Source organism: Croceibacterium salegens, assembly GCF_009827435.1.
In the GTDB taxonomy this organism is placed as follows: Bacteria; Pseudomonadota; Alphaproteobacteria; order Sphingomonadales; family Sphingomonadaceae; genus Croceibacterium_B; species Croceibacterium_B salegens.
This window is the reverse complement of sequence record NZ_WTYM01000046.1, coordinates 59,040-71,539: the sequence shown is the minus strand read 5'-3', so window position 1 is coordinate 71,539 and position 12,500 is coordinate 59,040. Positions and strand designations below refer to the sequence as shown.

The 12,500-nt window shown below is 65.3% G+C and carries 10 protein-coding genes and 1 tRNA gene; 3 read left to right on the top strand and 8 right to left on the bottom strand.

The genetic code is table 11. The features are described from left to right. Positions 1-262: 262 nt before the first annotated feature. The 6 genes from GRI89_RS12010 to infA all read right to left on the bottom strand — a co-directional run bounded on the left by GRI89_RS12010 (position 263) and on the right by infA (position 3,914). On the bottom strand, positions 263-1,423 hold the full coding sequence (locus GRI89_RS12010) for a Fic family protein (protein ID WP_159795797.1): 1,161 nt from the start codon (positions 1,421-1,423) through the stop codon (positions 263-265). A gap of 338 nt (positions 1,424-1,761) precedes the next feature. Next, positions 1,762-1,837 (bottom strand) — tRNA-Phe (locus tag GRI89_RS12005). 122 nt (positions 1,838-1,959) lie between these two features. Further along, positions 1,960-2,130: a DNA gyrase inhibitor YacG gene (locus GRI89_RS12000; RefSeq protein WP_159795794.1), complete on the bottom strand. Its 171-nt coding sequence runs from the start codon at positions 2,128-2,130 to the stop codon at positions 1,960-1,962. Next, entirely contained in the window at positions 2,127-3,086 is a 960-nt protein-coding gene (locus GRI89_RS11995) for a ribonuclease E/G (protein ID WP_159795791.1), read from the bottom strand. The genes GRI89_RS12000 and GRI89_RS11995 overlap by 4 nt, the downstream gene beginning before the upstream one ends. Then, the gene (locus GRI89_RS11990; protein WP_159795788.1) at positions 3,079-3,654 is read right to left on the bottom strand and encodes a Maf family protein; all 576 of its coding nucleotides are present in this window, start codon (positions 3,652-3,654) and stop codon (positions 3,079-3,081) included. The genes GRI89_RS11995 and GRI89_RS11990 overlap by 8 nt, the downstream gene beginning before the upstream one ends. Positions 3,655-3,668: 14 nt before the next feature. Next, complete coding sequence (gene infA / locus GRI89_RS11985; RefSeq protein ID WP_159795785.1) at positions 3,669-3,914, bottom strand: translation initiation factor IF-1; 246 nt, start codon at positions 3,912-3,914, stop codon at positions 3,669-3,671. A 205-nt stretch (positions 3,915-4,119) separates the two neighbouring features. On the opposite strand from infA, the gene GRI89_RS17815 reads away from it, so the two are divergent. Continuing rightward, the gene (locus GRI89_RS17815; protein ID WP_235913304.1) at positions 4,120-7,257 is read left to right on the top strand and encodes a porin family protein; all 3,138 of its coding nucleotides are present in this window, start codon (positions 4,120-4,122) and stop codon (positions 7,255-7,257) included. Positions 7,258-7,279: 22 nt separating this feature from the next. Here the strand turns inward: GRI89_RS17815 and GRI89_RS11975 are convergent, their stop codons facing one another. Continuing rightward, positions 7,280-8,563 (bottom strand): APC family permease, encoded by a 1,284-nt coding sequence (locus GRI89_RS11975; RefSeq protein WP_159795782.1) that lies wholly within the window; start codon positions 8,561-8,563, stop codon positions 7,280-7,282. Between the two features lie 74 nt (positions 8,564-8,637). Here GRI89_RS11975 and uvrC point away from each other — a divergent pair, with 74 nt between their 5' ends. Both uvrC and GRI89_RS11965 read left to right on the top strand, forming a co-directional pair. Beyond that, positions 8,638-10,581 (top strand): excinuclease ABC subunit UvrC, encoded by a 1,944-nt coding sequence (gene uvrC, locus GRI89_RS11970; protein ID WP_159795779.1) that lies wholly within the window; start codon positions 8,638-8,640, stop codon positions 10,579-10,581. 77 nt (positions 10,582-10,658) lie between these two features. Then, the gene (locus GRI89_RS11965; RefSeq protein ID WP_159795774.1) at positions 10,659-11,447 is read left to right on the top strand and encodes a universal stress protein; all 789 of its coding nucleotides are present in this window, start codon (positions 10,659-10,661) and stop codon (positions 11,445-11,447) included. 109 nt (positions 11,448-11,556) lie between these two features. Here GRI89_RS11965 and GRI89_RS11960 read toward each other — a convergent pair whose 3' ends face one another. Continuing rightward, positions 11,557-12,405, bottom strand: a complete 849-nt coding sequence (locus GRI89_RS11960) for a hypothetical protein (RefSeq protein ID WP_159795771.1) — start codon at positions 12,403-12,405, stop codon at positions 11,557-11,559. Positions 12,406-12,500 lie beyond the last annotated feature (95 nt).

Sequence of the window (12,500 nt, the reverse complement as noted above, 5' to 3'; positions counted from 1 at the left end):
TCAACAACAGAACGGCGCAATACGTTGACCCTCCGCTGGAAGATCTGAGGAGATATTTTCTCGTTGAAGAGGGCGAGGGGCAAACCTCCGTGCTGGCTCGCGTAGACAGCGAGGACGCGGCCCTGCGGTTGGGAAGGCTACTCGGCCTCGCTTGAGGGTTTCGGCTTCAGCAACTTCCCAAGCCGTTCCTCAAAGCGCCGTTCGTCGTCGTCGCACTCAAGCTCGCGCGCGGCATCCTTGAACTTGTCGATTTGCTTCTACATTAGACTGCCATTTCCAACTGCGCAGTCCGTTGGGCGACGAGCTCATATGGATCACCTGCGCGCCGTTCTTCGCGGGTTCTCTCGGTAATTTCGAGCAGCAACTTGCTGGCCACGTAGTATCGGCCTCTCTTTTCGCCAACTGGTATCAGCCAATCAAGTTCACAAAGCCGCCTTAGGTCTCGGCCGGCCACCGCATCTGAGATGTCGCTCTCTTCACGATAGCGATGATTGCGCACCTTGTATCCGAATGCCGCTTCTAAGAGCGGCCCCTCCATCCGATCGTGCAGATCGTGTTGGCGGCAGATCTGCGCAATCTCGCCCCACACCCGGCCGATATGGGTATTTCGCTTCATTAGGGTGGCGGCTTGTTGATAGTGCGCCTTGAGGCAAAATCGCACCCACGGGAGCGCTGAGTTTTTGGGGTGCCAGCTACCTTGACCCACCTCCTTTAGAATATCGTAATATGCGAGCGTGTTGCGTCCGAGCCATTCTTCGATGCTGCAAAAGGTAGGTGAGCTAATCCCATTTTGCGAAATAACCAGCGTCTGCAACGCACGCGCCATCCTGCCATTCCCATCCTTGAACGGGTGGATCATCGCCAGATTGAGGTGGGCCATAGCGCCCAACACCGTTGAGGATTCGACGTTGTCAGAAGAATTTAGTTGCTCAGCGTACTCGTCCATTAGGCAGGGCACTTCCTCGGCTGGGGGCCCCTCGTAGGCCACCTCTTTGGTCCCCTCGTGAACGACGTACACCGGGCCAGGGCGCCATTGGCCCGGCATTTTCGACATGTCGTAGTTCAACATCATGTAGTGCAAAGTACGGATAAATTGCGTCCCTACTTTCGTGTGAGGGTCGTCGTGGATGCGGATGATGTATGTAACCGCTTGGCGGTAACCTTCTAACGCTCTCGCCGTCTCCTCTTCCAACGTTTCAGGGCGTTCGTCATCGATGATCGCCATCGCTTCATCGAGGTTCGCGTTGATGCCTTCGATACTGTTGGATCCCTGCAGAGCGCGGGCAAAGGTGTTCTTCCGAAGAAAGCCGTTCCAGCGTAGCGGGTTCTGTCCGACTTGATGGCGCAACAACCGACGCTGCTCTCGGATTAATCCAAGTACATCGTGATCGATCTGCTCAAGTATTGGGTAGGCGTGTATCATGTCGGTTATTCCGATACGTTCCGTCGTTGTGATGATATATAACCGACATTGCGACGGATTCAAACCGATTAACCGACTCTATCCCCGACATGCCCGATGGCGCTGAGTGCGCCACCGGCGATTGCGTTGATAACGCTGTCACAATGAGGGGGGCTTTTCGGCCCCGGTCAATCAAGCGTATGGCGTTCACGGGGCTCAAGTAGTCCGCGACCTTCGCCAAGTACCGCGGAGGCGCCAATCGAACGCTCCTCGCGGACCGCGCTGTTTCCAACCTTGGACCCTTGGCGTGTTTCCGACCCGAAGAAAAGGACGATGTTTCAGATGCTTGATGGTAATGATGGTGCCCAGGGGCGGGATCGAACCACCGACACTGCGATTTTCAGTCGCATGCTCTACCAACTGAGCTACCTGGGCATTCGCTTCAGCAAGGGCCGGAAACCGGCCCGCGAGCGGTTGGAAGCGCGCCTATGGCGGGCCGTGGCGCGCTTTGCAAGGGGGTAATCACCTCCATCCGACGACAGGAGGATGAGGGCCGTTCAGTCCTCGTCCCTGACCGCGTCTTCCGGGTTCGCGGGGGGGCCGGGAATCGCATATCCCTCGTTGAACCAGCTTGCGAGGTCGCGGTCGCGGCAGCGGGCCGAGCAGAACGGGGCGAACTCTTCGCTGCGCGGCTTCCTGCAGATCGGGCAGGTTTTCGATTTGGTCATGATGCGACCGCCTGCGCGAAGCCGCCATCGAGTGCAAGGGCGGGGTCGGGTGCTGTCCGCACCTGTCGTCCAGTCCGTCGAGCCAGTTCCTCCAGCCACGGCTCCCCGACCTGCGCCAGCACGGCGGGGTGCGCGGTGAGCAGCAACTGTCCCGGTTCGGCGACCTGCTCGGCGCGGCGCAGCAGGAGTCTCGCCCCCGCCCCGGCGCGGTTCAGTGCGAGGCGATGGAGCAAAGACGGGCGCTCGAGCCGAGCGACAATATGCAGCAGGCCGAAGCCGTTCATTGCCGTGCGCTCGTGCGGCCAGCCATCCAGCGCGGCGGCAACGAGTTCGTCAACGACCCGGCGGTCGGCCTTGTCGGCCAGTGCCGGGAAATCTATGGCGATCGACCCGCCGAGGTCCATCCGGCGCAGGGTCGCGGCAATCGCCGGAACGGCCTCGTGGGCCAGTTGTGCCGCCGGGGCAGCGCCGTCGATGTCGATGGCCGTCAGCGCGGGCGTGGGCGACACGACAAGGCTTCCGCCGGGGAAGGCGACCTCACCCGACCAGGCCTCGCTCCAGACCTCTTCCCACAAGCCCGCGGGCAGGGCCCGCACCGCCTTCGCCCCGAGCGCCTCGGCCAGCGATGGTGCAGGGCGGGGGTCCGACGTGCTCGGCCGCGCCTGCGCGCGCTTGTTGCGGCCACGCTCCGCCAGTGCCGGACGGGTCACTTCGAGCCGCATGACGGTGCCTTCGCGGGTATCGGCCGGGAGGCGCGCAACCAGCGCTTCTTCGCCGCCGGAAAACTGCGCCGTGCCGCGTCGCCGGGCCGGGACGTAGTGGGTCAGCTTCGCATCGGCGACGAGGCCGGCAGCAAGTCCGCCGGGCCAGTCGAGCTTTGCCGCCACTGCTTCACCACCGTCGACGAGCAACGCGCGGTGTTCGCCGATGCCCTCCTCGACGAGCCAATCAGCCAAGGCTGAAGCCCGCCGCTTTCAGCAGTGCCCGCGTTTCGAACAACGGCAGGCCGACCACGCCAGAATGGCTGCCGGAGATCCACGCGATCAGGCCCTCCGCGCTGCCCTGGATGGCGTAGCCACCGGCCTTGCCGTGCCACTCGCCCCCGGCGAGATAGGAGGCTATTTCCTCGGCGGAGAGGCGCTTGAAGCGCACCTGCGTCTCGCTCAGCTTCTCGCGCAGGCTCCCGTCTGGTCCGCGCAGGGCGATGGCGGAAAGCACGCGGTGACGCCGTCCGGAGAGTAGTTCAAGGCACTGTCGAGCTGTCGCCTCGTCCTCTGCTTTGGGCAGGATCCGCCGACCGACTGCGACGACGGTGTCGCCTGCGAGCACGAACGCGTTGCCCTCTTCGGCGGCTACCGCCTTCTCGCGCGCCATGCGCACGGCGTAGTCGCGCGGCAGTTCACCCTTTAGCGGGGTCTCGTCGATATGTGCGCCACCCATGCGCGCCGGTTCGACGCCGAGCCGGGCGAGCAGTTCGCGCCGTCTCGGGCTGGCGGATGCGAGGATCAGTGAGGGGGCGTCCAAGCGCCGCCCGCCGCTTATTGCGGGCCCGGGCCGCCCCGGCCGGGCATGAAGCGGTAGGTGATGCGGCCCTTGGTCAGGTCGTAGGGCGTAAGCTCGACGAGAACCTCGTCGGCGACGAGCACGCGGATGCGGTTTTTGCGCATCTTGCCGGCGGTGTGACCGATGATCTGATGGCCGTTTTCGAGCTCTACCCGGAACATCGCGTTAGGCAGCAGCTCCACCACCTTCCCGCGCATTTCGAGGAGTTCTTCTTTCGCCATAAAGTTCGTAATTCCGTTGCCTTGTCTCAGTCGTGGCCGCGCCCATACCCGTGCCGGCGCGAAAAGGAAAGCCTCGCCTCAGGGCGGCGTTAGGCTCCGATACACTTGCGACACTTTATTACCCGAACGCAGCTTGTGGGATTTGGGAGTTTCTCCAAATAGCGCGGCAGGGGTGTGTACAGTTGTATTCGAAGGATATCTGCGCTTGCGATTGCATCCCGCCACGAGTCTTGCTGCCCTTGCCGTTGCCCTGAGCACGCCCGCGTTCGCGCAGAGTTCAACGCCGGTTCCGGATGCGGATTCGACCGTCGGCAAGGCGCAGGACGGACTCGAGCAGATGACGCCGGAGCAGCGCCAGGACCTGTCCGACAATGAGATCCTTGTCATCGCCGGGTCGCTGCGCGGTGCGGTAGAGGCCCCGCAGCCGGCTGTCGTCGAGCTCAACGAGGAGGATATCGCCTCCTATGGTGCCGGCTCGCTGGCCGAACTGGTCGCCGCGCTTTCCGCGGAAACAGGTAGTGGGCGTGGGCGCGGTGGCGGTCAGCCTGTGTTCCTGCTTAATGGGCTGCGCGTGTCATCTTTCCGCGAGATGCGCTCGTTTCCGCCCGAAGCGATCCGCAAGGTCGAGATCCTGCCGGAGGAAGTGGCGCAGCGTTACGGCTATCCGCCCAACCAGCGCGTCATCAACTTCATCCTCAAGGACAATTTTTCGAGCAAGGAAGTCGAGCTGGAATACGAGCAGCCCGACCGCGGCGGGACCTCGACCAAGTCTGCCGACGGTACGCTGCTCACGATCAACGGCGCGAGCCGCCTCAACATCGACCTAAACGTTTCGGACACCAGCAAGCTGACCGAGGCCGAGCGCGGCATCGCTCAGACCGTCGCTCCGGTCGTTACCGGTGATCCCGACCAGGCCCCGTACCGCACGCTCGTCGCGGATTCCGAGAACTACCAGCTCACCGCCAACTGGACGAAAGGTCTGGGCGATGCCGGGGCCTCCCTCAGCCTCAACGGCACGCTCAGCCGCAACGACAGCACGTCGCTGTCGGGCCTCAATACCGTGTTGCTGACCGGCCCGACACCCCCGGGCGACTCCGAGTTGCGCATCTTCGGCGCAGACGATCCGCTGGCTCGCCGCTCGCGGACCGACAACGCCGCCATGGGCGCGACGCTCAACGCCAACGCCGGCGACTGGCAACTGACGGGCACGCTGGACGCCAGCCGCAACGACTCGACCACGAAGATCGACCGGCGCGCCGATGTCGCCGGGCTGCAGACCGCAGCGCTGACCGGAGCATTCGGTCTCGACGACCCGATCACGATCCCGACCGCGGCCGGGTTCGATACCGCCAACAGCATGTCCGACAGCGCCAGTGCCAAGTTCACGGCCATCGGCAGCCCGATCATGCTGCCTGCGGGCGACGTTTCGGTCACTCTGGATGCCGGATTCGACTGGGACCGGATCAAGAGCGACGACACCCGCACCGCGTTGCCGCAGACCAAGCTGACGCGCGGCGATTTCAACGGCGGCATCAACGTCTCGGTCCCGATCGCCAGCCGCGACATGGACGTGCTGGCGTTCCTCGGTAACCTTACCGCGACGTTCAGCGCCGGCGCCGATCACTTGTCGGACTTCGGCACCCTGACCGACTGGACTGCGGGCGTGACGTGGAGTCCGTTCGACAAGTTGACCTTGCAGGCGACCCGCATCGTTCGCGACGCCGCGCCGGGGCTGAGCCAGCTCGGTGCGCCGACGATCACGAACTACAACGTGCCGGTCTACGACTTCAACACCGGCCAGACGGTCCTGGCGCAGGTCACCAGCGGCGGCAACCCGAACCTGAAACGCGAAACGCAGCGTGATATCCGGCTCGGCGCATTCTACGAGCTGCCGCTGTTCGACCGCACGGCCGTCTCGGTCGAGTACTTCCGCAACAAGTCGAACGACGTGACGGCCTCGTTTCCGGTGTTGACTCCGGCGATCGAGGCGGCGTTCCCCGGGCGCGTGACGCGTGACGGAGCGGGCAATCTCATCGCGCTCGACCAGCGTCCGGTGACCTTCACCGAACAGCGCTCCTCGCGCGTTCGCGTCGGCCTCAACTTCTCCGGCCAGCTCGGCGAGCGGCCGGAAGGCAGCCAGCGCGGCGGCGGTGGTGGCGGCGGGTTTGCAGTCGGTTTTGGCGGCCCCGGCGGACCGGGTGGCCCCGGCGGCGGCGCACTAGGCGGCGGTGCTCCCGGCGGCGGTGGTGGACCTCCGCCCTTCATCTTCTTTGGTGGCGCTCCCGGTGGCGGCCAGCAGGGTGGCGGGGGAGGCAACTTCAACCCGCAGGCGTTCCAGAAATTCCGCGAGCAGCTCTGCGCCGACGGCGGCGAGACCCCCGACATCTCGGGACTGCCTGAACAGATGCAGGAACGGATCAAGGGTCCTGACGGCAAGCCCGATCCCGAGCGGCTGGCCGAGATGCGCCAGCGCATGTGCGGCGCCAACGGGCAGGGCGGACCGGGTGCCGTTTTCAATCCCGAGGGCTTCCAGCGCCTGCAGGCGGCGTTCTGCGAAAACGGGAAGCCGAAGGAGGCACCCGAACTTTCGGTCCTTCCCGAAGAGTTTCGACGACGGTTCATGGGACCGGATGGCGTGACGCCCGACATGGAACGCGTCGGCCAGCTGCAGCAGCGTCTCTGCGCCGCCAATCCGGCACAGTTCGGCGGCGGCGCCCCGTCGCAGGGCAGCCAGCCGGGGCAGGGTGGTGGCCAGGGCGCTCCGGGTAGCCAGCCAGGCCAGGGCAACGGCGGCGGCCAGCCACAACAGGGCGCGGCAGCCTCTGGAGGCTTCCCGTTCAATCGTAATCGCGGTGGCAACTTCGGCCGCTGGAACCTCTCGGTGAATTACACCCGTGAGCTTGAGAACGAGGTGCTGGTCGCCTCCGGTGGTCCGCTGCTCGACCTGCTTGACGGCGACGCACTTTCGGGCGGCGGCGTTTCGAAGAACACCTTCGAGATCAACGGCGGCGTCTTCTACAACGGCATGGGCGTGCGCCTGCGCGGAAATTACAGCAGCAAGACGCGGGTCGACGGTAGCGGATTGCCAGGCAGCACCGACCTCTACTTCGACGACCTGTTCACTCTCAACCTGAGGGTCTTCGCGGATCTCGGACGAAGAGAGAAGCTGGTCGAGCAGGTGCCGTTCCTGGAAGGCACGCGGGTGTCTTTCAGCATCGACAACCTTACGGATGCGCACCAGCGCGTGACTGACAGTAGCGGCGATACGCCGCTGCGGTATCAACCGCTGCTGATCGATCCGCTCGGGCGGACGCTCTCGCTCGAGTTCCGCAAACTCTTCTGACGACCGAACTCGCAGGCCACCTCTATGCGGCTGCCTCGGGGGCGGCCGTCCGACCTCGCCGGGCAAGGACGTAGAGCGCGGTCCCCACGGCAATCAGCACGCCGAACATGGTCCAGGCTTCGGCGTCGGCATGGCTCGCAATCCATGCCGAAGCCGCGAGGGCGAGGACTGACACCAGCAGGTGCAGTGGATTGAACGCCCCCTCGCGCCGTTCGATCACCGGCAGGGCTGCAGCGGAGATTGCATAGGCCAGCATCCGCGTCAGCGTGCTGGCGGCGGCGAGCACGGCAAAGCCGCCCCAGATTGCAAACAGCGCTGCGATAATTCCGTAGCAAAGGATCGAGTTGGCCGGCGTCAGGTAGCGAGGGCTGATGCGTTCGAACCAGCGCGGGAGCATGCCCTGCTGCGCCATTCCGTAGGCCATGCGTGGGACGACCACGAGGCTGGAAAAATTGTTGGCTGCGATGGAAAACCCAGCACCGAGGACGACCAGCAGCGCTCCCCATCGGCCGAGCGCGGTGTCCGCCGCGCTGGCGAGTGCGTTGTCGCTCGCGCTCTCCGCGGGGGCGATCGTGAGGTAGGCCCAGATGACCAGCGCGTATATCACGGTCACCCCTGCGAGCATGGTAACCAGCACCCTCGGGATGTCGCGCTTCGGGTCGCGCACTTCGCCGGCCGGCACGGTCACACCTTCGAATCCGATAAAGGCATAGAACAACAGGAGGACGACCGATTCCACCTTTCCGAACTGAGGCAGCAGGACAGGTTGCTGAGAGAATCCGCCGAACAACGCCGCCAGCGCGACAATGGCAAGTGGGATCAGCTTGAGCAACGTCAACACGCCGAGCGTGCCGATCGAATTGCGCATCCCGAGGAGATTTATGAACGTCAGGGCAAGGAGCACGGCAACCACTGCGGCGGTCGCGATGGACGGCACTTGGAGTGCGGGGAAGATCACCGCGAAGTAGGCGATCATGACGTGGGTGTTGGCAGCAAGCGCGATGTTGCCCGAGGCATAGCGTCCCCACCCGGCCTGGAAGCCGACGAAACTACCGAAGGCGGCCTTGCCGTAGAGGACCGGCCCTCCGGTTTCGTCGAACCGCGACGAGAGCCAGGCGAAGACCAGCGTCAGCGGGAGGAACACGATCCCGCCCAGGACCATCAGCCACGGCGCAAAGCTGCCGACGGCGGCAACGAGCAGCGCCGGCAGGGCGAATATGCCCGACCCGATCATCCCGTTGATCTGCAATAACGAGCTTCCCCAGAAGCCGACCGTGCGCGGCGGTGCCGCCTTTTCCCCCTGCATGAGCCGAAGTTGCCCCGCTCCGCCGGACTTGGCAAGCGATTGAGAAATGGCGAGGTCCGGCCTATCTGCTGCTCATGTCCCGCACTCCGGCAGGCACTCCCCACGATCCGCGCGGCGCCGAACGCTTCAACGAGGAGCGCGCGACCTACGTCGTGCAGGGTTCGAGCAAGCCCGACATCGAGGCCGGGACGAAGGCGATCCGCGAGACGGTCAAGACGCTCAAGCCGATGCCGGGCGTCTACCGCATGCTCGATGCCCGCGGCGACGTGCTCTACGTCGGCAAGGCGCGGGCGCTGAAGAACCGGGTGGCGAACTACACCCAGGTGGCGAACCTTTCGGGACGGTTGCAACGCATGGTCGCACAGACCCGGTCGATGGAAATCGTCACGACCAATTCCGAGGCCGAGGCGCTGCTGCTCGAAGCGCAGCTGATAAAACGATTTCGTCCCCCTTACAACGTGTTATTGCGCGATGATAAGAGTTTCCCTTTCATCCTGCTGCGCGCCGAGCACGATTTCCCGCGGATCATGAAGCACCGCGGTGCGCGCAAGGCCAAGGGCGACTACTATGGCCCCTTCGCAAGCGCCGGCTCGGTCAACACGACAATTAACGCACTGCAGAAGCTGTTCCTCCTAAGATCCTGTACCGACAGTTTTTTCAGCCGGCGCGACCGACCCTGCCTACTCTACGAGATCAAGCGCTGCTCGGCGCCCTGCGTCGGACGGATCGACAAGGAAGGCTACGCCGAACTGGTCGAGGAAACGCGCGATTTCCTGACCGGGAAGTCGGGCGCGGTTCAGGCCAAGATCGAGGCACAAATGGCTGAAGCGGCCGAGACGCTCGACTTCGAGCGCGCGGCAATGCTGCGCGACCGTCTGCGCGCGGCGACCTTCATCCAGGGCAGCCAGGCGATCAATGCCAGCAGCGTCGGCGATGCCGACGTCTTCGCGCTCGCGGCCAAGGGCGGGCACATCGGCATCCAGGCCTTCTTCATCCGTGGCGGACAGAACTGGGGCCACCGCGCCTTCTTCCCGAGCCACATCCAGGACGTGAGCGAGGACGAGGTGCTCGCCCGAGTGCTTGCCCAGTTCTACGAGGAAGTGCCGCCGCCGCGCACGATCCTGGTCGACCGCGAACTGCCGGATCGCGCCCTGCTCGAAGAGGCGTTCGGGGCCATCGCCGGGCGCAAGGTCGAGATCAGCGTCCCCCAGCGCGGCGAGCGCCGGAAGCTGATGGAGCAGGCCGCGCGCAATGCGAATGAAGCGCTTGATCGGCGCCTTGCAGAGTCCGGAACGCAGGCGAAAGTCATGCGCGAGATGTCCGAATTCCTCGAACTGCCCGATGTGCCCGCGCGGATCGAGATTTACGACAACAGCCACATCCAGGGCACCAAGGCTTTGGGCGCGATGGTCGTTGCCGGACCCGAGGGTTTCCAGAAGGGCCAGTACCGCAAGTTCAACATCAAGAGCGCCCAGACCGACGACGACTTCGCGATGATGCGCGAGGTCATGCACCGCCGCTTCAGCCGCGCGCTCGAGGAGGACCCCGAGCGCGACGGCGGGCTATGGCCGGACCTGGTGCTGATCGACGGCGGCAAGGGCCAGATGTCGAGCGTGCGCGACAAGCTGGAGGAACTCGGCATCGAGGACGTGCCGCTGATCGCCATCGCCAAAGGCCCGCACCACGGCCGCGAGGGGCGCGAGGTGTTCCACTTCCCCGATGGCCGCGAGAAGATGCTGCCGACGAATTCGCCGGTGCTGTTCTACCTCCAGCGCCTGCGCGACGAGGTCCACCGCTTCGCCATCGGCGCGCACCGCGCCAAGCGCAGCCGGGCGATCACCGCCAGCCCGCTCGACGAAATCCCCGGCATCGGCCCGGCCCGCAAGCGCGCGCTGCTGCTGCACTTCGGCACCGCGGGCAAGGTCCGCGCCGCCTCGCTCGAAGACCTCCAGCGCGCGCCCGGCGTCAGCCAGGGCGTGGCGCAGGCGATATACGACTTCTACCATCCGGGCGGGTGACTCCGCCCGTTTGACCGCCATCAATGCATTCTGCCTCACTAGGGCGGATAGCCTTCCAGCTATCTTGGGAGGCGCATATGCGTTCGATCCTTCTCCACGCTCACGACGATCAGGCTTTCGAAGCCCGGCTGCAGGTCGCGCTTGACCTCGCGCGGGCATTCGACGGCCATGTCACCTGCATTCAGGCCGTCTCGCTCGATTTCGCGATGCCCGGAGACTTCGAGGGCATGCTCTCGACCGAGATGGCGCACGTGATGCGCGAAAGGGCCGAGGCCTTTCGCGCCAGGACCGAAGTCAGGCTCGAATTGGAAGACGTTCGCTGGGAATGGGACGATCGGATCGGGCTAGGCGATAGTGTCCTGCAGGAATACGCCGCGCTCAGCGATGTCGCGGTCGTCGGCTCCGGCAATCCCGAAAACGAGGCTGCCCCGTCATGGCTTGCCGGCGGCCTGGCCATCCACGCCCGGGTGCCGGTCCTTGCCGTTCCGCAGGGTTGCCCCGGGCTGCAATGTGGCGCGCCTGCGCTTGTCTGCTGGAACGGCACCGTCGAATCCTCGCGCGCACTGCGCGCCGCGGTCCCGCTGCTGGTGAAGTCCGAGCGCGTGACGCTTGCCACCGTGGGAGACGGCGAAACCGACGGGGAAACCGTCGACCTCCCGCCAGTACAGGGAGCCGAATACCTGGCGCGACATGGCATCGATTGCGAGATCGTCCGCTTTCCATGGACGTCACGCAAGGAAGTGGCCGGACAGTTGCGCGAGGCGGCACGGGCACGCAATGCCGGGCTGGTGGTCATGGGCGCCTATGGCCACGCCCGGATGCTCGAAACCCTCCTCGGCGGGGTGACGCGCGACATGCTCACCTAGCCGCCGACTCCGCTGTTCATGGCCAACTGATCCCCGCACGCAAGAAGGCGCCCGGCAGGGGAGGAATCTCCTGCCGGGCGCCCCGAAACGGGCTTGCGGTTGTTTGGGGTTAGCCGCCGTTTTCGCCCGTTCCTTCCTGTTGGCCGGCGAGGCTCTTTATCGAGCCTTCGCCCATCGCCGAGATCACGGCGTTGCCGCTTCCGGTGAAGTTGGTCGCCGGGATCATGGCCCGTTCTCCGTCGACCTTGACCAGCAGTTCCTGCACGCGGCCACGCGAATCCGCGATCACCTGCTCGTCCTTGCCGATCTTGTCGCCGTCGGGCGAAAGGACGGACATGCCCTTGTCGACCGCGAAGGCGCCCGAGCCGTTGGCGGCGGCGCTGCCGGCGACGGCGAGCGAGTTGTAGGCGGCCGAAGCGGCGCCGCTCGCCGCACCCTGGGCACTGCCCGAGGCGGAACCGGCGAGGCCTGCGGCGCTAGCGGCAGCCGAACGGGCGGTACCGACCGCGCCACCGGCAGTGCCGCGCGCCTGCTGGACGGTCCCACCGGCCGTTGAGCGGGCCGAATCGACCGTCGAGCGCACCGCATCGGTGCCGACCAGCTGGGCCGAAGCCGAGCCGTTGCCCGAGGCCGAGCCGTTGCCCGAGCCATCGAGGAGCGGGTCGGTCAGCGTGCCGCCACCGTTCGCGCCGCCGCCACCGTTGGCATCGACCTTGCCGCTCTTGCGGTCGGCCTTGGCCGAACCGTGACCGTGGGCGGAGCCGTCGACCGTGCCGCGAGTAGAAGGCAGGTCGGCGGTGGGGTTGGGAAGGTCGGGGACACTCGGCAACGAGGGCAGGCCGACCTGGCCCGCGCCCGACCCGCCGAGGATACCTCCGGCACTGCCACCCAGCAACTGGGCCTGCGCCGGGATCGAGATCAGCGCCATGGCGGCGCCGGCAATCAGAAGGGACTTCATGGCTTGTTCTCCTTGTCTTTTCGCCGGGGCTTTCGCGCCGGCTCACAAGGAAAACGGATGCCGTTCGCCGTTTAATTCACGTTGCGCGAAATTTT